A 22,852-nucleotide genomic window follows, 5' to 3' on the forward strand; every position below is an offset into this window, starting at 1 on the left:
ACCTGATAAGCAATATAATTATTATGTATTTTTAAAAATAATTACAAAAGTAGTTCTCTTAACTTTGGTTGGCTTAGAAATTCTTGCGGACTGGCACTTGCACCATATGCCCCCGATTGCAACACCGCAAAAATGTCTCCAACTTCAGCTAGCGGTAAAGATACTCCACGAGCAAGGATATCTAGAGGAGTACATAAAGGGCCAACAACATCAACAGTTTCGCATTCACTATCTTCAATACGATTCGCTAACAAAACAGGGTAGTTCTTACGAATTACTTGACCAAAATTACCAGAATTTGCCAGATGATGATGCATACCTCCATCTACTACTAAATATGTTTTGCCGCGTGACACTTTTTTATCAATAATCTCAGATAAGTAAACTCCACCAGATCCCACAAGATAACGCCCTAATTCAAGGTGTATTTCGGCATTATTTAGTTTTGTTTGGTACTGCGACATTAATAAAGATAAATTATCCGTAATAGCTGACAGTGGTAACATTTTATCATTTTCAAAATATGGTATGCCAAACCCACCACCGATATTTATTTGAGAAGCACTAACGCAGGCTTGATCTAATAATCGATAAGCTAAATCAAAGGTTTTGTTATGAGTTTCGACCAAGGCATGCTGATTTAGGTTTTGCGATCCTGAAAATATATGTAATCCCTTAAAGTTTACAAAGTCAGTATCAATAGATGAAATTATTTTCGGTGCTAACTCAGCATCAATACCAAACACTTTAGAACCTCCTCCCATACTCATTCCAGAGTGCTTTAATTCAAAATCAGGATTTATACGCAGCGAAATATTAGCCTTACATTGGTGACTCTCACAAATACCATAAATACGCGTCAATTCTAAGCTAGACTCTACATTTATTATTGCTCCACTTAGAATCGCCGCCGCTAAATCATTGTAAGATTTACCCGGTCCAGCTAAGCTTATTTTATGACTTGGCATCCCACAAGATAATGCAAGTAATAGTTCTTGATGTGAAGCGACATCAAAACCATCAACCCATGTAGCTATTTGACCAACTAGCGGAGGAAATGGATTTGCTTTTACAGCATAATGTAGATGTATCCTTGCCGGTAATTGAGATTTCAAGCTTGCTATTTGTTTTTTAATTTTATTTGCATCATATATATAACAAGGGGTACCGCCGGCTATAGCTATGATTTGTTTCGCCGTTTTACCCGCAATGATTAATTGATTATTTTCTTTTTGTATCAAATGAGTTTTCAAGTGATTCTTCATTAAATTAGTTACTCTTTATAAATAAATTCTGATATTTTTTTTGCCAAAAAAGACGGTCGAATTTTCCATTGTTATTTCGCGGTAACGAATCAGTAAAAATAATTTTTTTGGGTAACATATAATTGGGTAAATCCACTTTACAGTGCTTTAAGATAGACTTTTCATCTAGTGTTTGCTTGGAGTTAATGACCGCTAACAATACTTGCCCTAAGTCATCATGTGGGATACCAATAACAATAGCTTCCTGTACATTCAGGAATTGATAAAGCACTTCTTCAACTTCTTGAGGACTCACGCGATAACCGGAGGTTTTGATCATGTCATCTTTACGACTAACAAAATAGAAATAGCCGTCTTGGTCTTTATAAACAATATCACCAGACCACACGGCTATTTCGGGTAAAGGTACTTGAGGTAAAGTATTAGGAGCAGGTCTAAATCGTTCCGCAGTTTTAAAATCATCATTCCAATACCCCTGACTCACCAAAACACCACGATGAACAAGTTCCCCATGTTCAAAAGGAGAACATTCATGGCCTACGTCATTGATTACTGATATTTGTGCATTAGGTATAGCTTTACCAAAAGAATTAGCTTTTTTCTCAATTTGCTCGGGAGGTAAGTAACAGGAACGAAATGCCTCGGTTAATCCATACATTAAATAGGGCTGTGCATTAGGCATATGTTGGCGAAGGCTAGTTAAGATAGGTTTAGGCATAACTCCACCTGTATTACAGAAATAACGAATCTGACTACGAAGCTCTTCAGGCCAATGACAATTTGCCAACCTTGCCCACAGAGGAGGAACTAAAGCTAAACAAGTGATTTTCTGATCAACAATAGTGTTTAGCAAATCCTGTTCGAATATATAATCTTCCATATAACAGCTAGCCCCATTAAGAAATGCTAGGGTTAATTGACTAAAGCCATAGTCAAAGCTCAAAGGCTGAACTGCTAACATCACATCACTAGATAAACAAGGAAGATATGCGCTAACACTTTTAGCCCCCATCACTAAATTCCGATGATTTAGTACGACTCCTTTTGCCTTTCCAGTACTGCCAGAGGTATAAAAGATAGCCGAAATATCACTATCAATGATGTCAGGAAAAGCATTTTGTGAAGTTTTGATAAGCTTGAGTTCTTGCCAGTTCCATACCTTTTTACCATCAAAGTTATCAGTAATACTATCTATCAATATAATATGACGAAGATCATTGTGATCCTTTAAATCAAGTAAATTTAACCGCGCTTGATTTGTTATTAAGATACTTGCGCTGCAGTCTTGTAAAATATGTTCAACCTGCCGTGCTTTTAGTATTGGGTTAACAGGAACAAAGACCCCACCGCAAGCACTTGTGGCAAATATACTAATGACTGCTTCAAATGTTTTGGGTAAATAGATCGCTATTCTTTGTCCTTTACTGATTTTTAAGAAGTTAAAAATATGGCTATATTGAATAACTAATTCAGTTAATTGTTGATAGCTCAGCCAATCTTTTTTATGACCAAGTACATTTTTATTATGGTTTTTTTTTGCTTGTTGGGTAAGCAACTCATGTAATAGCATAGGTATTTTTCTTCTCTCTAATCTTTTTGTTTTTGATATAGCTGGTAATAAGTACCTTGTTCTTTTAACAAGCTATCATGGCTTCCTTGTTCAACTAGTCGTCCCTTACCCATAACTAAAATATGATCTGCCTTTTCAACTGTTGATAACCTATGTGCAATAACTAGCATCGTTTTATTGATACTTAATTTAGCAAAGGCTTCCTGCATTAAACGCTCTGATGTGTTGTCTAGCGCAGATGTAGCCTCATCCAATATAATAATGGGAGCATCCCGTAGCAAGGCCCTAGCTATGGCAATTCGTTGTCTTTGACCTCCAGATAAACGCCGGCCATTTTCTCCTATTAGAGAATCTATTCCAGCTTCCATTGATTCAGCAAATTCAACGACATTAGCATCAATTGCAACCTGTTCAATCTCAGCGCGGCTCACTAAACGCTGACAACCAAAAGTAATGTTGTTAGCAATAGTGTCATCAAATAAAACGATACGTTGTGAAACTAAGGAAAATTGTGATCTAAGAGATTCCAGTGTAAATTTTTCAATAGGAATATTATTTATTAAAATTGAATTACTAGGGCAAGAGTATAAGCGTAGTAATAAGTTAGTTATTGTTGTTTTACCGCTACCTGATTCACCGACTAATGCTACCGTCTTCCCAGCAGGAATAATGGCTGTAAACTTATATATTGCAGGCTGTTTTGCAGATTGATGATAAAATGTTAAATCAGAGAAGTTAATGTCAATCCGAGTATCTTTTAACATTGTTTTACCTTCATCAACTTCGTCTTTTTGATCTAATAATGAAAAGATGCTCATTGAAGCGGCTAAGCCTCTCTGTAGCTGTTGGTTTATATTTGTTAATTGTTTTAAAGGACGTAAGATTGACCCCATAACAAACAGTACCATTGTAAAAGTACCTGCGGTTAAACTATGTAATATCTCTTCCATACTAGCCAATAAAAGCACTGCGGCTATAGCAAAAGAGGCAATAAATTGAATAGCTGGATTACTTAATGCTGTTGCTGTTGCTAGCTTCATCGCTTGCTGACGATTCTTGTTATTAGTGTCAGAGAACTGTGCCGTTATTTCATTAGCAGTATTAAAGACCAAAATTTCCTGGTGAGCTAAAATTGACTGTTCAGATTTTTTAGTAATATCACCCATGGTGTTTTGCAGTGCAGTACTAATTTTCTTAAAGCGCTTTGAAACTTTATTGATAATTAACGCAATCACCGGGCCAATAAGTAAAAATATCATTGATAACTGCCAACTTGCGTAAAACATCATGCAAAGCAACACAACAATGATTAATGTCTCTCTAATAAACACAGCAATAGCATTGGAGATAGCAGCTGAAATTTGTTCTGTATCATAAATAATTTTCGATATTAGACTCCCACTGCTATTTTCGTCAAAAAATAACATGGGTAACGATTGTAATTTAGTAAAAACCTGCTGGCGAACGCCGTACGTAATTTTTGCACTTGTATAAGCAATCGCATAGTTTGAAATAAAACTTGCCACTCCCCTTAATAAAAAAATAATAACAACTAATAATGCTCCTATCTGTAAAGTTTTGCTATCAGCTTTGCTTAAGCCTTCATCAATTAACGGCTTAATAAAATAGATCATTCCTGCATCGACAAAGCTGAATAAACTCAGGCCTAAAAGACCGACCATAATTACAAATTTATGAGGCTTAAAATAGGCAAGAAGGCGTGAATATTGGATGTTTGATGCATATTTAGCATTCTTCATAAGTAAATTGATTCCTTTGCTAAATTAATCGCGCCAACGGTTATATGACCAATACCATTGATTAGGATGCTGTAAAATTATTTCTTCAAAACGTTGATATATCGCTTGTGTTGCATTATCAATATCAGTTTTGTTACTTTTGACGTGGTTTGCGTTAACTGTTTCAATATAAACCTTATATCGACCATTTTTTTGCAATATGGGATAGCATAATAAAAGGGGCACTTTACTGTATGCTGAAATAATAGCAGCACCATTTGGAGCGCCCGTTTTTTTATTGAAGAAGTTAATTTTCACATCATTAGCGTAATGATCTGAATGCAAACAAATAACTGATTTATTACGCGAAGCCTGTAAAAGCTTTAAAAAATAATTGTCGCTATTTTTGTTAATAACTTGAATATTTGCTTTGTCATATATATTTTTTGCTGACTTAATATAGGAAGGAATTTTAGATAATGTTGTTATCGGCCATGTAAGTTGCTGTAGTGCAAATGGGGCCATTTCATAGCAGCTCATATGCATCGACGCGACACTTGCTCCTTCTTTATTTTGCAATAAACTTAATGTGTGTTCGTCACATAAGATATCAATTTCATTCTCAAGATCTGATAACCAAAAACTCTCTAACACACCAAAAACGATTGTTTGGTATGATCTGGTCAAAATCTCTTCTCTTTGCTGCATACTTAATTCAGGTAATGCATTCGCAATGTTTTTCATTGCTCTGAGTCGAGTTTTTTTCGAAACTTTTATAATTACTTTACCTAGCCAAAAAGCAATACTTTGACGGCGCACACGAGAAAATAACTTTAGCGTATATATGATTAAGCGAATTAGTTGATTTAGAATAAAATGTTTCATTGACTAAACAACTAATTGCTTTTGTGAACTTGCGCTTTCAATGCACCGTACTAATGAACCAAAAGTTGCGAATGTATCTGCATTTAAATCAATATCGTTCATCTCTATAGAGAATGAAACTTCTAGCTCTAGTAACAATGTCATTATGCCCATAGAGTCTAATTCTGGATATTCCCCTAATAAAGGGGCTGTAAGATCAAAGGATTGATTTTCATTATTCAGAATGACATTTAATATATTATTCAGTGTAGATTCTATACTCATTAATGTTTTACAGCGTTATTTAAGATGACGTCTATTTTACCTCTGCAAACAAGATAACTTCAGTAAGGAACCGTAAGAGATTGTAAATTCTGGTAAGAGTGTGTTGTGCTATTTCAAAATGAGGGCATAAAAACTGATGCTGTTGATTTATCGCATGCTTTATATATTGTAAATTCTATTTTTTAAGAGGTTGTGTAATAATATTGTGAAAGCTCTTATTTTATTTAAAGAACAATAGGAGCAGCTAACTTTTTGGTAAATTCAAATTGAAAATTAAAGATAAACAAATCCTTATAGTAGAAGACGACATTCGACTTTGCGAAATGATGGCTGAGATGTTGCGTGAGGAGTTTTATAAAGTAAATTGTGTTAACGATGGGATATCGGCTATTTCTTCTATCATAGCAAATCAGCCCGACATAGTTTTATTGGATATGAATTTACCAGGATGCAATGGTTTAGACATACTTCGTAAAATTAACGGTCAGTTTACAGGTATTATTTTAATGATAACTGCTGATAATAGTGAGATATTAGAGGTATCAGCACTCAATTTAGGTATTCATGACTTTATAATAAAGCCTATTCGTCCTCACGTTTTATTAGCAAAACTAAGGGCTTTATACCGCCTTACCCATCAAAATGAATTAGCTGAAAATCATCTAATAAAAATTCAAGATTTAACAATTAATATAAATTCTAGAACCTTCTTTGTTGGCGAAAAAACAGTCAGCATTACAGCCGCTGAATATGAAATAATTCTTTATTTCATGAATAACCCTGCCATTATTCATACCAGAGAAATGATAATAAAAAAAATACGAAATATCGAGTATGATGGCTTAGATAGATCGATAGATATGCGTATAAGTTCGTTGAGAAGAAAGCTTAATGACGCTATCCCCCCTTATAAATACATAAAAACCATTCGCGCTAAAGGCTATATTTTACCCTATTAAAATTTATGGATTTACCATGTTCTCAAGCTTATTTTTTCGAATTATTGTTATCTCAATTTTGGCTCTAGCATTGGTATTAGTATTGCTCGATGAGTTATATATTGAGGGAATAAAACACGATGAATGGAACAATACTAAAGGCATTAATCAAATAGTTATAATTGATATTTATAAGGGCCAAGATAAAGTCAAACGCTTGAACTATTGGTCTGAATTATTTAATTATCAATTTTCTCTAAAATCAGTCGACGAAATTTTACTATCTAAAGCACACTATAAAGAGCTATTGAGTAACGGTGTGTATATCGAAGTACTAAGTGGTTGGACAAGCGACGATGTAGCTCTTTATTACTACCATATAATGTGTAATTGTATTTTAAAAATGGAAAAGAAATATCCCATCAATGGAGTATGGCTTACATATATCCAATTGTTTTTTATAATTCTCTTCTTTATCTTAGCTTTTTTTATTTTTCGTTATTCTAATGGGCATAAAAATCAAGTTAATCAACTAACTCGGATATATGATCTCTACGGCAGAGAAAACTTTAAAGTGCGCACTAATACTGATGTTCCGGAACCGTATTCGACTTTAGCAAAAACCTTTAATCAAATGGCAGAAAGAATTGAGTTTTTATTACAGGACCAAAAAATCTTAGTTCACGGAGTATCACATGATATTAGAACTCCGATCGCAAGATTACGTTTTGCATTAGATATGACAAGAGGTTGTAATTCTATATCCGACTATCAAGAAAAGTTACAAGATATGGATGAAGATTTAGATGATTTAGATGGTTTAGTTAACGAATGGCTTTTCTATGCAGAGTTAACAGGTAAAACAATAATAATGAAAGAGGAACGGTTTGATCTGCAACAAAAAACCATTGAAATAATGGATAGAATAAGCAAAATTCACCCGCTTATTCAACTAAACTCTTCAACAGAAAAAGTAATTATAAATGGAGATATACGATTACTAAATAGAGCAATAGAAAATATAATTATGAACGCCTTCAAATTTACTAAAACAACAGTAAGAATTACACTAAAAAATCATGGCTCTGAAATTTTTTTAGGTATAGAGGATGATGGAATGGGTGTTCCTATGTATTTAAGCACTCAAATATTTCAACCGTTTGTTAAACAATATAACAATGAGCAACAAACAGCTGGGTTTGGATTAGGCCTTGCTATTGCAAAAAATATTTTTGATAAACACCATGCTAAATTAAGTATAAATACGAGTAAATTAGGCGGTGCATTTTTCTCTATTTCTTTTAAGTAAAATTATGACCGTATTAAAACGATGTTTTCAACTAAAAATTTATTAACCAAAATTCTGATTTATCAGTAGCTAACGCATTAAGTTCTAAGTTAGTTAAATCAGTCATGGTGATTTCAATGGTCAGTTCACAGATGTTGGGTCTATTTAACCTAAAATCTGGTTAATAATATTGCGCTAGAGCTAGGTAAAAATTCATATTTATTTGTTTTAAAAGAAAATTTAAACAACGTTGTAATTTAATTTGTTAAATTTCTCAAATATTTGTGCTGGTTGGTATTATTTTTTATTTATCCAATTACTCATGGTATTTACGGATCATCGCCACTTTACCGTTTTCAATTTCGATTACGTCCAGCATTGTGGAGGTATATTCTATTGGTTGTTTATTTTGCGGGTGAATACCTTTTACATCGTTTTTATAACGAATAGCAAAACCAGTATCATTAAACACAAATGTATTAAGCAGTGTGCTTTTATAAAACGTATGTGCACCTAGGTAAAAACTCATACCTTTGCGCATTTGTTCTTTGCCATCGGGAGTACGTGAATCATCAGGCTGATACGGGATATGCTGATTGCCAATGTCATCAGTTAACAATGCAAGGTAAGCCTCGAGCTCTTTAGCACCTGCGTTAGGTGCTTGTGTGGCGGTCATTGTTTTATAGTACTGCTGCGCAAACGCGTTTAAGTCGAGCTCTTTTTCAGCATGTGCTGAAAAGCTAACAGCTAAACCCAAACCTAACGTTAAAAGTAGTTTCATGACTTATTCCCTGTAACTAATACCAATCCGCAATAATACTTAATTAATTTGAAGGGTTAAATCTGACGCGAATTGGTATAAAAAATTGAATCGGTTGTAGATACACTATCTTAACCTGAACTCTGGTTAAGAGATTTACTAACATATTGAACCATAATGATATTTAAATTTATTTTTCTCTAGCTAGAGATTCTCAGTGAAAACAAGGCGAATTTACGCGTCAATAGCTAGCCTATTGCAAGTAAATTCAACGCAGTTAGCGCTGATAATAGCTGCTCGAGATAGATTTATTATCCAGAGTTCAGGTTATCTTAATATGCTTGATAATAAAACAACTAACGTTAAGTAAATAACACTCACATTTTACTTTTTACTCTGTTGGTTGCCACACTATTTGCAGGGTCATCTGGCCAAAAGTGCTTAGGATAGCGACCTTTCATTTCTTTTTGCACATCACGGTAACTGCTAGCCCAAAAGTGCGCTAAGTCTTGGGTAAGTTGCAGTGAGCGTTTACCCGGCGATAATAACTCCATAAGTAACGGCAATTTGCCATTAGCCAGTATCGGCGTATTGGTTAAACCGTACACTTCTTGCATGCGCACACTGAGTTTTGCTGGACCGTCGAGCTGGTATATTATTTTAATATTTGAACCACTCGGTACGGTTAAGCGCAGTGGTAATAATTGTTTCAATCGCGATTGCTGTTGCCAATCAAAACAATTTTGCAGCGCTTCAAAGTAATTAAACTTTTTAAGTTGATCTAAGGTTTTAATATCTTCTAAAAATACGCCTAGCCACTGCTCTGCATTGTCAATCAGTTGTTGCTCTGTTATCTGCACAAAATCATTGGGCATAAACTTACTTGCCAAGCTCATTCGAGTAAGTAACTGCTCACTTTCTTGTTGTTCATTAAACAGTGAAAACCCCTGCTTTGAAAATAAATTAAGCCATGCTTTTGCACGTTCACTCTTATCTAGTTTTTGTTTACTTGGTTGGCTTGAAAGCACAATTGCACCGAGCTTCACTTCATCTTGATGAATAAAACGTGCAGTTTTTTCGTCAAATTCGCAGCGGGTAAGCGTGCTAAATAAATGCGGTAAATATTGCTGTAACTCAGTGGGGTTGAGCGCGGTGGCGGCAAAAATACGTCCGCCTTTGTGCCCGCCCATTGTGGCGATAGCTAGGTAGTCGTCGTTGTGCCAGTAATCGTTGTTCAGCTCAGCGCCTGCACCATTGGCAAGTAGATAACCATTACCGCGTTTTTTAGCAATGCGATCGGGATACGCGAGTGCCACTAGCAAACTAATATAATGCGTATTTAATTCGCTGTTTTCATATTTTACCTTTAAACGGCTTTGCCAATACTTTAACTGCTGCTTAAATACCGGATGCGGCCGTTGCTGTTGGCTATGAAGTGCCAAACTCAACTCATTAGCGCTGTTTACTCGACTCTCTAATAATGCGACTAAATATATAGCAAGACGATAAATACCAGGGAGTTGCTTATCCAGCATTTGTGCTTTTATTAACATATGCGCTAAGCGGATATCAGCGCCAAAACCTAACATTTTACTGCCAAGCGCGGTGAGCTTGCCTTTGCAGTCAATCGCCTCAAGCATGTTAAGTAAATTGCTTGCCTGTACGCATTGCTGCTCAGTGGGTTTATCGAGCAAAGTCAATTCATCAATACTGGCCCCCCACTGCTTTGCCTCAAGCATGAGTTGGCTTATGTCTGATGTTAGTATTTCGGGGTTGTCGTGGCTATTGCGCCGCTCAAAGGTTTGCTTTGAGCCAATTCGATAAACAATGCCCGGCTCTATTCTCCCTGCACGTCCTGCACGCTGTACAGCAGACGAGCGCGATATACTTTGTGTTGTGAGCTCAGTAACCCCTGTTTTTAAATTAAAGGTCGCTGCACGGCGTTTACCGCAGTCAATTACGATGCGTATGCCTTCAATAGTTAAACTGGTTTCGGCCACATTAGTAGTAAGCACTACTTTGCGCATGCCCTCTGGCGCGGGGGCAATAGCAGCTTGCTGATTAGCTTTATCTTGCTCGCCAAATAGCGTTGCCACCGTGCAGTTATTGGGTAAATCAGTGAGTGCTTGTTGTACACGTAGTATCTCAAACTGCCCAGGTAAAAATACTAATGCACTACCTGTTTGCTCATCAAGCGCTTGTTTTATTATTCCAGGAATTGCATCAAGCCAGCGGCTTTCATCTTTTATGGGTATATATACTTCGTCTATTGAGTAGCTGCGACCATTTGATTGAATGACAGGGCAATCAAAAAACGCAGTGTAACGATCACTATCAAGCGTTGCCGACATAAGCATGATGGTTAAATCTTCACGCAATGCGCTTTGGGTCTCTAGTGCAAACGCCAGTGAAGTGTCGGCAGCAATTGAGCGCTCATGAAATTCATCAAATATCAGTAAATCAATATCACTTAATTCTGGGTCGTTTTGTAGCATGCGTGTCAGCATGCCTTCGGTCACTATTTCAAGGCGCGTATTACTGCTTACTTTGCTCTCACCGCGAATGCGTAGCCCCACACTTTGCCCAACACTCTCGTTTTGGCATTGTGCTAAATAACTGGCAATATTACGCGCAGCCAATCGGCGAGGTTCTAACATTACAATACGTTTAAAATGGCCATCGCGCATAAGCTGCAGCGGTAACCACGTAGACTTACCCGCACCAGGTGGTGCTTGTAATAATGTAATAGGATTACTTTGTAATGTAGTAACAAGTTGTTGATATATGTCTTGAACCGGCAGCACTTTTATTTACTCTAAATTACTTTGCAGATAGTGTAACAATAAAGTAGGAACTGTTGTTAGGGCGCTCAGTTTTTATTGTAGTAGCTCAGATTTGAGCTTACAGTTTTGACGAATAAGTTTAGATTTTATCTGACAGACCGATATGAGCGATAAGCGGTCAGTCAGGTGAGTCGTCATTAACTTAGTCAGAATAAGAGGAAACTTTCCTCTTTTTTACATGTTTATATATGCCACAGAAAGAATAATATTTATATCTGGCAATCACTTACGTTATTTGCTATTAATGTAAGTTCACAAAATAAGGACGTTTTCGCGCTAAAATAGGGAAAGTGTCCTCTGATAAAGAATGTTGTGCATTTTCCAGAGCATTGAGATAATAAATGAACATAGATTTTCTTTCGGATTTGTCAGATGAGCTGCAAGCAGCTCTTAAGGAATACGGCTTAAATGTCCCTTCGCCTGAACAATTACGTCAACAAGATAAACGTTCTGATGAATTAAAAGATAAGATCGAAAACTACGACCTACACAATCTCTTACATCACTTTTTTACTGCTTATACTCGGCGTATATCTGTACGCAAATGGAATGTCCATATATCAGACAAACTGTCGGAGTCGAGTGAAATTATCGAGATAGTTAACAAGCTGTCACATGGTAATGACATAAATATTTTGTTAAGTAATAGAGTAAGGAAACTGAATCAATCTAAGTTTGCTGATTTACTTCTCTCAGAGTGGGGAATACACCATTTGCACTTTGATGAGAGTAGAAGTAATGAGCTGCTTTTTATTTACTTTAATGAAAGTGATGCTTATCTGATCGACATCTTGCAGCATGAGAAAGCTGATGGTTCGGTGGTGACCTGGACTAATACTGATTTAATTCAGGCTATGCATGACAATTGGCCAAGTGTGTTGAAACCATATGTTTTTAAAACAAACTCTCAATCGCCAGTTTTAACAACTAAGGAAAGAAGAGTCTTAAGAAATAAAGCTGCGAACACTACTATAGTGGTAAACGATGGTACTGAGTATATGCCTATGGGAGGTGGTTACTCAGCAAGTAAGCACCCAACCCGTGCTATTGTGCAGTCTGATTCTTTGTATCTAACAGTCAAGCAGTTACAAAAGACTGTTGAAGAAAATTACCTTGCTATTAAACAAGCTCTTTCTTCATATACATCCAGTCCGAATTTGGAGCTAAAACTCGGTACCAACCTAGAACCAATAGTGATAGAAGTTGTTCATAAAGTTCAGCTTAATTTGCAATAAGGAGAAAAACACATAACAAGCGCGTCAATAAGGGGGTTAGAAAGCTCGCGCCGATTACGCGAGCGTTACCAGTGTCCGCTGTTGGCACAGAGCCGTCATTCGGATCTAAATTGTTTATGCCCCCAAAATAATTTAACGTAAATACTCTAAAGCAAACTGTAATAGAGATCTGCATAATGCTTTACCTTAGTTAGTTAAATTTTCTGAAACAAAATCTATGAACTTCCTAACTTTTAACGGTTGTTTTTTGTCTGCATAAAGAAGGTGGACATTTCTAACTTTTGGTTGACACCCTTCAAGTACTCTAATGAGTTCTCCAGATTGGATGCTTTCTTCAAGCAAATGATAGGGTTGAAGAATAATGCCAATCCCCTTGAGTGCTGCATTTTTTAGTGCACTACCATTATTACTAATGAATCTACTGGTTTGTAAATGTAAGAGGTCAATTCTAAACTCCTTTTTAAAATTAGAGCTATCAAACCAAGGTTTAAAGCCTAAAAAATGATGATTTTCTAAATCCGTTATATTTTTTGGGGGACCGTTAGTTTTTAGGTATTTTGGTGAAGCACAAAAAATAAGTTGTTGGGAAAAAACTCTCTTTGAGATGTAAGAAGCGTCTTTCAAATCTCCGACTCTGAAAACGATATCATAATTGTCTAAAACAACGTCAGTTAAAGAATCGGATAATGTAAGGTCTATTCTTATTGCGGGGTTGGCCTCTAAAAAGTCGGCAATGATTGTTGTTAATACATGAGTACCAAAGTTGTGCGGAGCATTCACGTTAATCAAACCTTCAGGCTCTTTTGTAAAATCATCCATTGAAAGAACTAAATCTCTATATTGCTTTTGTAACGCTTTAGCTTTGTTTAGATACACCTCACCAGCTTCTGTTATGTTTTGTCCTCTAGTACTTCTATTAAGTAGTTTAATATTTACTTCCTTTTCTAGAAAATTCACGTATTTGCTTACCATTGTTGTGGAAATATCAAATTTCGTTGCGACTTTCGAAAAGTTTTTTTCCTTGCAAACAGAAATGAAAATCTCAATAGCTTTTAATCTGTCCATGTAAACCTCAGGTTTAAACTGTTTTAATCAAAAGTGGGTTAGTGATTTTATCCTAGCAGTATAAAATGGGCTCGTAAATCAAATGGAGTCAATATGGAAACTTACCACTTAATTAGCTTTGCATTAGTGTCATTCCTGACTGTGCTTAGTCCAGGTCCAGCTGTGTTATTTACAATTCACAATGTGTTTAATGCTAATTCACAAGATGTACTGAAGGGGGTTCTGGGTGTTGCAACAGGAATATTAATAGTAGGTTTCTTTGCAACGTTGTTAATCATGTTTACAACAGAAGCCGTTGGCGGCGCATTTAAGGTTCTTAATCTTGCAGGAGCTTTTTATTTTTTATATTTGGCAGCAAATAATCTTAAGGCATTTAAATATAAAAATAGTTTGAGCAATGAACAGAAAAAACATTTTTTTCACGGCCTAGTCATCAGTCTACTGAACCCAAAAGCACTTGCTTTTTTTATATTCATCTTTCCTACATACATGCAAGAAAATTATATTTCTGCGGGTATAGCAACACTATTAACAAGTATTTTTGCTTTAAATGTATTACTTGTTCATTGCTTCTATTATTTTAGTTTTAACTACTTAACTAAAACAATAGGCATTGACAAGTTCGCAAATTACTTCAATCGACTATCAGCATTTACTTTTTTTATCTTCGCTTTGTTTATGTTTAATCAATTTTTAACAAGCATTACTCAATAACTTAAGGTATCACTATGATTGATTTATATTACTGGACTACGCCCAATGGTCATAAAATTACGATGGCACTTGAAGAGCTAGGTTTGGATTACAATTTATATCCAATAGATATATCTAAAGGGGAGCAGTTTTCACCTGAGTTCAGCGAATTGAGCCCCAACCAAAGAATACCAGCAATAATCGATAACGCCCCATTCAATACTTTTAAACCAATCAGCATTTTTGAATCAGGCGCTATTTTGCAATATTTAGCTGAAAAATCAGGGAAATTAATCGGTGAATCTCTCACTGATAAATATAAAGTCTTACAATGGTTAGCTTGGCAAGTAGCCGGACTTGGCCCTATGGCTGGACAGAATCATCATTTTATACATTATGCTTCTGAGCAAGTACCTTATGCAATTAACCGCTATCAAAATGAGACGAATCGTCTTTATAGTGTTATGGACAAGCAACTGGCGCAAACTGAATATTTAGCTGGTAACTTTTATTCAATTGCTGATATCGCGTGTTACCCTTGGATAAGAATACATGCTTTTCAAAGTATTGATATTGAGAAGTTTAGTAACCTTAAGCGCTGGTTAAATAATATCAAAACGAGACCGTCAACAATTAAAGCTTTTGAGGTGGCAAGTAGAATTAATACCCAACCTACGGTTAATGAAAAGGCATCGCACCTACTTTTTAATCAATCGCATGTTAAGTGATTTATTTAGGAGAACAACATGATTAAATTGTATGAATTAGCAGGAAAAAATGGGGTTATTTTTAGTCCTTATTGTTGGCGTATAAGAATGGCGTTAAGTTTTAAAGGGGTGAATTTTGAATGCGAAGAAGTAGCTTTCACGGACATTAAAAACATCAGTAAAGGGCTATTTAAAACGGTGCCAGTAATATCAGATAACAACAATGCTATTAATGATTCATATGATATTGCTGTCTATCTGGACAAAACTTACCCAGATACACCTTTACTTTTTCCAAATGAAGATTCAAAACAAACCTTTAGATTTATTGAAGCGTGGTCTAACTCGCTTCATTCTGATATCGCACAGATTGCAATTTTTGACATTTACAAAAAATTACAAGATAAAGATAAAGCATATTTTAGAAAATCAAGAGAAGCTCTTTTCTCAATGCCTCTTGAAGATGTACAAGAAAGCAAAAGTGCTGAAGCTACATCTAGTTTACTAAAAAAATTATTGGTTTTAGAAAAGTACCTCACAAGAGCAAGGTTTGTAGGCGGTTTAAATCCAACATATGCTGATTTCATCATTTTTGGTAGCTTGAAGTGGCTACTTCAAACGAGCGAACCTTTCAGTCATCATGAACTTCCAGAAAAGACTAGAGAATGGTATGTCGAGCTTTCAAATCGATATAGTGCACCTTCAAGTTAACGTAATGTCTTTAAAAATTAACCTTAGAAAAGGGACTGAAGTAATGATTTGCTCTGCAATAAAAGTTTTGTGGAATGTAATATGTATATCCGCTTTGTAATTAACGAATTTTGTCATGAGTCAAATCAGCGTCTAGGTCTATTTCTTGCTGTTAGGTATATGAAAGATGATAATAAATTTTTGGATTATGAGTTGGAACAAGCAGAGAGCATTATGGAGTGGTTTAACAACCACCTAGAATCGCCATTGGATTATTTGAATGCTCAAAAACTTAGAAAAGCTGATATTTTCATAAGTTGGTTCAAAATATCGGCCAAAAAACATATTTCTAAGGTTAGAGAATTTGTTGTATTGCTAGAAAGTAAAGGTATCGTAGTTGAAAAAATCAGAACAGAAAGACCTGGAAAAATAGTTTATTCAGATGAATATCAAGTGTTTGCTAAGCCATTTGAAAAGTATTAACTTTAACCACCCCTGATAGTTTAGCTGTACCACTTATCAATTGGAAAGTACTTTACTGTTATACATACACAGACATATATAAATTTTACCTAAATCAACCTCAAATAAAGGTTACTAACCCGTATTTGAGATTTTAAATTACTGTGTGGATGCAATTCACTCTAGTTGATTAATAATGGATTGTAGTTAACTGTTTTAAGAGCTGATACCAAAAACGAATTGTAAAAAATAAGAGACAATAGATGACAAGTGATACACCAAAAGACTATAGCGAGGATATGTATAAATTCTACTTTGAGGTTGGTGAGTGGAAGGGCGAAGCTCTTACAATCATTAGCTCATTTCTAGGTCATTATCATTCGAAGAATATAACCAAATTAGAGTTTGGTTATGAACTGATAATGCCTATTCAGTGCGTACCAGATTTGGTGTCACTTTTGATTGAGAAAAACATAGCTATTTATCAGATAGTGCGTGGTGAAAAAACACAAGAAACTTGGCGGTTATGACGAACTTGTAGAGTTGAATCAGTTTTTGTCACATTTTTCCTGTCCCTTGGTTTTAGTGTTTAAGGTGGTAGCTATTTTGTGTAATGTACTTTATTAAGATGTTATTAGCTTTGAGGAGATTATGGAAAGTATAATAAAACAAGCAATTCAATTGCGAAAAGAGGCAAACATCATGAGTCAATAGCGTTACTTAAAACGCTACTAGATAATGAGACATATTCTGCTAAAGCTCACTTACAAATTGCTTGGTCGTACGACAATCAAGGTAAAGAGAAAGAAGCGGTTGAGCATTATCTGACATCTCTTACAGGTCCTTTATCATCCATTGAAAGATTCGATGCTTTGTTTGGACTGGCAATTAACTATCGAAGCCTTGGTATGTATTCAGAGGCCCTAAGCTATTTCGAGCAAACGATCAGTGAGTATCCTAGTTGCATTGAAATCCAACCTTTCTATGCCATGTGCCTTTACAACATAGGTCGTCACAAAGAAGCAACAAAGTTGCTGCTCGAACTTTTAGTATCCACGACGAATAGTAATGCTATTAAAGAATATCAACGAGCTATTTCTTTATACGCTCAGGATTTAGACAGAACTTGGTAAAACGAAACACATTTACTAGTGGCAATTCGAGCAGATTTACAATACGTAGTTATCAGTATTATTAAGTCGGCTTCAATGTCCGCTTATGGCACATGTGCGACTGTCAGATTGGATTGAGTCCTGTTAATTGAGCCTGACAGTTCACGTTAATACTTATTCAATTAAAGGTGTTAATTTGGTAGGTTTATTTATAAAGCTTGCGAACATATGCTTGGCTTATCATTTCATCTAAGTTTTTTTCTTCTTGTTTGTTAGCATAATCTTGTTTGGTTAATACACGGTTACTAACAATACCTTCAATGCCTTTAGTAAAGCTCATTTGCTTTAAGCAAGCTTGCTGCTGCCTTTTCTCATCTTGTTGAGAGTCTTTAAATCTTTCTATTTGCTGATTTGATAGCCCACTTAAAATGCCTTTCATTCCTGATAAGTTTTGCAAACTTAACGCAGATCGCATTTGGCTACTTTTATCCATACTATCAATATGCAATTGTAATTGGGCTAAACGCTGTTGCTCTTCTAAACTTTTTAGCTGTAACTGGGCTTGTTTAGCTAACATAATATCTAATTTATTTTTTTGAATTACTAAAAACTTATTTAACATTCAACTTACCCATAACGTCATTTAACTGCTTTGCCGATTGCGCAAAGTCGAACTTTTCATTCAGGCCTTGGCATAAAAACGATTCAATTTCAGGATACAATGCAACCGCACTATCAAGCTCTGGATCTTTTCCTGCCTGATAAGCCCCAAGTGGAATTAGTTCATGCACTTGCATATATCGACTGTATAATTTTTTTAATTTATAGCAGTAGTCAAGTTGTTCTGGTGTAACAATATTAGGCATAACACGGCTAATAGACGCACCAATATTTATTGCAGGATAATGCCCTTTTTCAGCAAGCGTTCGATCAAGCACTATATGTCCGTCGAGAATTGCGCGAGCATTATCAGCGATAGGATCTTGTTGATCATCCCCTTCTGCAAGTACGGTATAAATAGCCGTCATTGATCCTTTGCTTTTTTCGCTATTACCAGAGCTTTCAACAAGTTGTGTAAGCTTGCTAAATACCGAAGGTGGATAACCTTTTGAGGCGGGTAACTCACCGACTGATAAACCAATTTCACGTTGAGCCTGCGCATACCGGGTTAAAGAATCCATTAACAACAGGACATTTAAATTTTGATCTCTAAAAAAGGCGGCAAGTCGATGGCTTAATTCTGCGGCTTTAATACGCAACAATGGCGAATCGTCAGCTGGGGAGGCAATAACAATCGCTTTTTTTAAGCCTTCTTTACCTAAACTTTGTTCAATAAATTCTTTAACTTCCCAACCACGCTCACCAACTAAACTAACAATAACAACATCGGCTGATGTATAACGTGTCATCATACCTAAAAGCTTACTTTTACCAACGCCGGAGCCTGCAAATAAACCTAAACGCTGGCCTTTTCCAACACTAAACAAGCTGTTTATTGCTCTTATGCCAACATCTAAAGGCTCGGTTACCCCTTTACGCTCTAAGGGCGTTAGTGAGTAATCTTTTGGTAATTTAGATAAATTAACAGTATCGTCTTTATCTAAATCGCCTAAGTTATCAATTGGCTGCATTTGAGCATCAACCACTCGGCCAAGTAGCTTTTCAGAAATAGCGACTGTAGATACCTTCGCAGCAGGGCGAACTCGCCCACCGGAGCATAAGTTTTGTGCCTTTTTTAAAGGCATCAAATAGGCTTCAGCTTGATTAAAGCCAATAACTTCTACGTCATACCAAACCCCATCCACACTCTCAACTTGGTACTTTTCGCCAATAGCAAACTGGCCGCCAGTAGCGGTTAATGTCAAACCATTAACTCTAATAAGACGGCCGTAACTTTTAATTAAAGGAGGTGGAGAAAGTGAATCTAAAGCTGACTGAAGTCGAGTATGTAAATCACTATTCATCGCTGTCATTTCTTAGGATTTGGGGAGTAATTTCATCAAGTAATTCCTGCAAACGCTGAGAAAAAGAAAAGCTATGTGTTTGTTGTTCAGCAATTAACTCAACATCACCTGAAATAAGTTCATCATCAAAATTAACGGGGATAGCAAAGTTACTTAAAATATCAGAATCTAACCATTTTTTATCTTCAGAAGAGAAAACAATTTTTGTTACAACGTCTCTATCAGAAAGTAATTCAATTGCTTTTTCGATCAACTCTGTTCTTATTTCGGGCCTTGCTTTGAGTTCACCATCAATAACAAATTCAGCTAATTTGGTTATAATTAATGTAATGTCACTCTTTAAATCAGTAGAAAGAGTAGATAACTCATTATTCGTTTTTTCAAAAATCACATTGAAATGATCAATTAAATGTTGTTTTTCAGATTCCAACCGTGCATTTAATAGCGTTTCAACTCGTGAGTCTATTTCTTGCTCCAAAGCCATTTGCTTATCAATTGCTCCTTGCTCAAGCCCTTTTTCATAACCACTTTGCCAACCAATGCGCTGAGCAGCATCAAGACGCTCTTGGAGTGTTTGATGCTGCTCTACTTTATTGAGCGTTGGAAACCGAAATACTTGGCTCATAATTATCCCGCTGTTTCTTCTTGATACAAGCGGTATTCTATTTCGCCTCGTTTGGTCATGTCTCTCACAATAGACATTATTTCTTTTCTAGCGGCTTTAACTTTACTAACAGGCTGCGAAGTTAAACCGTCAATTTGTTGTTGATATACTTGAGCGAGTCTTTTTGGTAAAGCGCCAAGTACACGGTCAACCAAGTCTCTATCGGCACCTTTTAAAGACATTGTCCATAACTCATCAGGAATATCATTTAACAATTGAGTGAGTGTTTCATCCGTTTGTTTAGCTAAGCCATCAAAGTCGTACATTTTTTCTTGTATTTCATCGGCAACATTACTGTTTTGTTTTTTCATCATCTCGATAATTTGACTCTTATTACCGTTATAACGATTAATTATTTCAACAGCCTTATCAACACCGTTTACTTGAGCGCCAACTTGACGACCCACAAACTCGATACATGCCTCTAATGTTAGTCGAACATCATCTATCACATGTTCACTGACTTCTCGCAAACTTGCGATTCTGTAAAGTAAATCGTCATGTTTCGATTCAGGAAATAATGCAATGATCGCTGATGCTTGCTCTGGCGGAAGAAACGCTAAAAACAAAGCTTGCATCTGTACATGCTCTTGTTCAAGAAAGCGAACAATTAACTCAGGTGGGATCCATTCTAAACGGCGTAAATCATCGTTCATTGCACCGCCGTAAATATCATCAAGCATCGTTTTAGCGAGTTTACGACCAACAGCTTTGTCTAATGCGCGCTCTAAATAAACTCTAGATGCGCCATTAACGCCACTTTCATTTCTATAGCAATCAAAAAATTCGCTCAACGTAGAAGCCACATCTTTTTGAGTCACATTAGAAATTTTAGCCATTTTCTCTGAAATAACTTGAACTTCACGACGCCCTAGCTTACGAATAACACTCGCGGCATTTTCTTCACCCATACTTAGCAGTAAAATAGCTGCTCTATCTAATGCTGGTAATGGTGTTACTTTCTCAAGCTTTTCTTGATTCAATTTCAACCCCTTGTTCTACCCAGTATTTAATAACCGATGTTACTCGTTCAGTCTCTCTGCTCGCTAAAAGCTGCATATGCGCAATTTGCTCTTCAAAATCGTTACCTATTTGAGGCAATGAAATAGATGAAGGGTCTGAATTTTTATCTTTAGAACCCATGCCATCAGCTTTTGCATTAGCACTAATAGCATCATCAAGCGGAGTAATATGTCTATCTCTCACATCGTGATTAGATTTTGCTGTGTTTGAATCTTGCGTTGTAGCTAACAACTCAGAATTACTCTTTCCTTTGATTAAATGATTAACCAACGGACGTACACCAAATAAAATAAGTAAAATACTGATCAATGTGCCAAAAATATAACGCGCATATTCTCTAAGTTCTGGCATTTGCCACCATTCGAGGCCCTCACCAGGTGCGAGTACTTTTTCTTGTACAAAGACAAAGCTAGTAATATTAAATTGATCGCCTCGAACATCGTTGTAACCAGTTGCTTTTTTAACCATTTCACCTAAAGATGCAAGGCGCTCATCGGTCCAACCTTCATCTGAAAGTGACGCACCTTCATTAATAAGTACAGACAAACTCATTGATTTAATTCGCCCAACTTCAAATTGAGTGTGTGTAACAGAACGCCCATTTTCAAACTGTCTGTTACTTTCACTTCGCTCTGAGGTGCGCTCATTATTTTCATCACCACCTTGTTCATTTGGTACAGGCGGTTCATTTGCAAGTGATCCAGGGATACCCGCAGCAAGTTGATCTAATGTGGTATCTGATTTAACAAACTCTTGCGTTAAAACATTTTGCGGGTCGACAAGTTCTTTCGTTTCTTCTACAACGCTAAAATCAACATCGGTAGATACTTGAATCCTAAAGTTACCTTCACCTAATATCGGCAATAACATGATTGAAGCTCTTTGTTCAATATTGCGCTCAACCTTGCCTACAAACGCTAATTTTTTATCCGTCTCTTTACCTACCGGCGTGTTATCAAATAAATCACCGCTTAATAATTTACCGCGCTGATCCACAACTGAAACTGACTTAGGATTTAAACCCGGCACGCTACCTATCGTTAATGCAATGATTGCTTCAACTTGCTCTGGTTTTAATTCGTGCCCTGGCGCTAAATCAACCATCACCGATGCTGCGGTTTTTTGCTCTGTGCGACCAACAAACAGGCTCCGTTTTGGCACAGCCAAGTGCACTCGCGCATTTCGAATACCTTGCATATTAATAATAGTGCGTGCTAACTCACCCTCTAAGGCATGTTGATACTGCATAGATTCAATAAATTGGCTCGTACCCATTGATACTTTATCGCTGATACTTTCCATGCCCTCTGGCATCGACGCTTTAATACCACGTGCTGCTAGGGTGATTCTTGCATCAGCTAATTTTTCTTGTGGTACTAAAATATTTCCGCTATCGGTATCAATACGAAATGTAATTTGCTCTTTATCTAAAATCTCAAGAATATTCGCTTTATCGTAACTTTCTTGATTTCCGTAAAGGGGCACATAATTTTTAGCTGAAGTCCATAAAATCAGTACAATTGTTGCCGCCACCAATGTCGCTAAAAGCGCAATAGTTGCAACGCTTCTGTCACTGCCACCGCTAAAATTCAGTTTGTGAGAGAAATTAACAACTTTTTCTTTTAATTTCATATCGTTGCTACTTGGCTCTGGCACTTTAGTTAATTCACCTTTCATCATCAACC

22 protein-coding genes are annotated in these 22,852 nt (G+C 36.2%); 9 read left to right on the forward strand and 13 right to left on the reverse strand.

Translation table 11 applies throughout. The annotated features are described in order from the left end of the window. Positions 1-41: 41 nt before the first annotated feature. From PALI_RS10440 to PALI_RS20335, 5 genes are read right to left on the reverse strand one after another with little or no spacing between them, the layout of a single operon-like run. On the reverse strand, positions 42-1,253 hold the full coding sequence (locus tag PALI_RS10440; RefSeq protein WP_226894538.1) for a pyridoxal-dependent decarboxylase, exosortase A system-associated: 1,212 nt from the start codon (positions 1,251-1,253) through the stop codon (positions 42-44). A gap of 16 nt (positions 1,254-1,269) precedes the next feature. Further along, entirely contained in the window at positions 1,270-2,835 is a 1,566-nt protein-coding gene (locus PALI_RS10445; RefSeq protein WP_193155797.1) for an acyl-CoA ligase (AMP-forming), exosortase A system-associated, read from the reverse strand. A gap of 17 nt (positions 2,836-2,852) precedes the next feature. Beyond that, positions 2,853-4,595: a lipid A export permease/ATP-binding protein MsbA gene (msbA, locus tag PALI_RS10450; protein ID WP_193155798.1), complete on the reverse strand. Its 1,743-nt coding sequence runs from the start codon at positions 4,593-4,595 to the stop codon at positions 2,853-2,855. Positions 4,596-4,619: 24 nt separating this feature from the next. After that, on the reverse strand, positions 4,620-5,459 hold the full coding sequence (locus PALI_RS10455; protein WP_193155799.1) for a lysophospholipid acyltransferase family protein: 840 nt from the start codon (positions 5,457-5,459) through the stop codon (positions 4,620-4,622). 3 nt (positions 5,460-5,462) lie between these two features. Next, positions 5,463-5,603, reverse strand: a complete 141-nt coding sequence (locus PALI_RS20335; RefSeq protein WP_404935931.1) for a hypothetical protein — start codon at positions 5,601-5,603, stop codon at positions 5,463-5,465. 386 nt (positions 5,604-5,989) lie between these two features. Between PALI_RS20335 and PALI_RS10465 the strand changes: the two genes are divergently transcribed. Together PALI_RS10465 and PALI_RS10470 are read left to right on the forward strand one after the other, a co-directional pair. Continuing rightward, entirely contained in the window at positions 5,990-6,682 is a 693-nt protein-coding gene (locus tag PALI_RS10465; RefSeq protein ID WP_226894539.1) for a response regulator transcription factor, read from the forward strand. A gap of 16 nt (positions 6,683-6,698) precedes the next feature. Continuing rightward, positions 6,699-7,970: an ATP-binding protein gene (locus PALI_RS10470; RefSeq protein WP_193155801.1), complete on the forward strand. Its 1,272-nt coding sequence runs from the start codon at positions 6,699-6,701 to the stop codon at positions 7,968-7,970. A gap of 295 nt (positions 7,971-8,265) precedes the next feature. Here PALI_RS10470 and PALI_RS10475 read toward each other — a convergent pair whose 3' ends face one another. Together PALI_RS10475 and hrpB are read right to left on the reverse strand one after the other, a co-directional pair. Continuing rightward, positions 8,266-8,730: a nuclear transport factor 2 family protein gene (locus PALI_RS10475; RefSeq protein ID WP_193155802.1), complete on the reverse strand. Its 465-nt coding sequence runs from the start codon at positions 8,728-8,730 to the stop codon at positions 8,266-8,268. Positions 8,731-9,086: 356 nt separating this feature from the next. Then, complete coding sequence (gene hrpB / locus PALI_RS10480; RefSeq protein WP_193155803.1) at positions 9,087-11,513, reverse strand: ATP-dependent helicase HrpB; 2,427 nt, start codon at positions 11,511-11,513, stop codon at positions 9,087-9,089. A gap of 380 nt (positions 11,514-11,893) precedes the next feature. On the opposite strand from hrpB, the gene PALI_RS10485 reads away from it, so the two are divergent. Then, entirely contained in the window at positions 11,894-12,787 is an 894-nt protein-coding gene (locus PALI_RS10485; RefSeq protein WP_193155804.1) for a hypothetical protein, read from the forward strand. A gap of 186 nt (positions 12,788-12,973) precedes the next feature. On the opposite strand, the gene PALI_RS10490 is transcribed toward PALI_RS10485, so the two are convergent. Beyond that, the gene (locus PALI_RS10490; RefSeq protein WP_077535644.1) at positions 12,974-13,852 is read right to left on the reverse strand and encodes a LysR family transcriptional regulator; all 879 of its coding nucleotides are present in this window, start codon (positions 13,850-13,852) and stop codon (positions 12,974-12,976) included. Between the two features lie 93 nt (positions 13,853-13,945). On the opposite strand from PALI_RS10490, the gene PALI_RS10495 reads away from it, so the two are divergent. The 6 genes from PALI_RS10495 to PALI_RS20340 all read left to right on the forward strand — a co-directional run bounded on the left by PALI_RS10495 (position 13,946) and on the right by PALI_RS20340 (position 17,537). Next, positions 13,946-14,566: a LysE family translocator gene (locus PALI_RS10495; protein ID WP_182719141.1), complete on the forward strand. Its 621-nt coding sequence runs from the start codon at positions 13,946-13,948 to the stop codon at positions 14,564-14,566. A 14-nt stretch (positions 14,567-14,580) separates the two neighbouring features. Then, positions 14,581-15,273 (forward strand): glutathione binding-like protein, encoded by a 693-nt coding sequence (locus PALI_RS10500; protein WP_182719140.1) that lies wholly within the window; start codon positions 14,581-14,583, stop codon positions 15,271-15,273. Positions 15,274-15,291: 18 nt separating this feature from the next. After that, positions 15,292-15,963, forward strand: a complete 672-nt coding sequence (locus PALI_RS10505; RefSeq protein WP_182759236.1) for a glutathione S-transferase N-terminal domain-containing protein — start codon at positions 15,292-15,294, stop codon at positions 15,961-15,963. A gap of 81 nt (positions 15,964-16,044) precedes the next feature. Beyond that, positions 16,045-16,425, forward strand: a complete 381-nt coding sequence (locus tag PALI_RS10510) for a hypothetical protein (protein WP_077535648.1) — start codon at positions 16,045-16,047, stop codon at positions 16,423-16,425. A gap of 242 nt (positions 16,426-16,667) precedes the next feature. After that, on the forward strand, positions 16,668-16,934 hold the full coding sequence (locus PALI_RS10515; protein ID WP_077535649.1) for a hypothetical protein: 267 nt from the start codon (positions 16,668-16,670) through the stop codon (positions 16,932-16,934). A 180-nt stretch (positions 16,935-17,114) separates the two neighbouring features. Continuing rightward, positions 17,115-17,537: a tetratricopeptide repeat protein gene (locus PALI_RS20340; RefSeq protein WP_226894546.1), complete on the forward strand. Its 423-nt coding sequence runs from the start codon at positions 17,115-17,117 to the stop codon at positions 17,535-17,537. A gap of 184 nt (positions 17,538-17,721) precedes the next feature. Here PALI_RS20340 and PALI_RS10525 read toward each other — a convergent pair whose 3' ends face one another. Genes PALI_RS10525 through fliF form a run of 5 tightly spaced genes read right to left on the reverse strand, consistent with a single transcriptional unit; the run spans position 17,722 to position 22,847 of the window. Then, entirely contained in the window at positions 17,722-18,138 is a 417-nt protein-coding gene (locus PALI_RS10525) for a hypothetical protein (protein ID WP_193155805.1), read from the reverse strand. Beyond that, entirely contained in the window at positions 18,128-19,480 is a 1,353-nt protein-coding gene (locus PALI_RS10530) for a FliI/YscN family ATPase (protein ID WP_138585935.1), read from the reverse strand. Before PALI_RS10530 ends, PALI_RS10525 begins: the two co-directional genes overlap by 11 nt. Next, a complete protein-coding gene (locus tag PALI_RS10535) occupies positions 19,473-20,105 on the reverse strand; it encodes a FliH/SctL family protein (RefSeq protein WP_193155806.1) in 633 nt (210 codons plus the stop codon). The genes PALI_RS10530 and PALI_RS10535 overlap by 8 nt, the downstream gene beginning before the upstream one ends. Before the next feature lie 2 nt (positions 20,106-20,107). Next, entirely contained in the window at positions 20,108-21,127 is a 1,020-nt protein-coding gene (locus PALI_RS10540; RefSeq protein WP_077538704.1) for a FliG C-terminal domain-containing protein, read from the reverse strand. Next, positions 21,108-22,847, reverse strand: a complete 1,740-nt coding sequence (gene fliF, locus PALI_RS10545; RefSeq protein ID WP_226894540.1) for a flagellar basal-body MS-ring/collar protein FliF — start codon at positions 22,845-22,847, stop codon at positions 21,108-21,110. Before fliF ends, PALI_RS10540 begins: the two co-directional genes overlap by 20 nt. Between the last annotated feature and the right edge of the window lie 5 nt (positions 22,848-22,852).

Source organism: Pseudoalteromonas aliena SW19 (assembly GCF_014905615.1).
In the GTDB taxonomy this organism is placed as follows: Bacteria; Pseudomonadota; Gammaproteobacteria; order Enterobacterales; family Alteromonadaceae; genus Pseudoalteromonas; species Pseudoalteromonas aliena.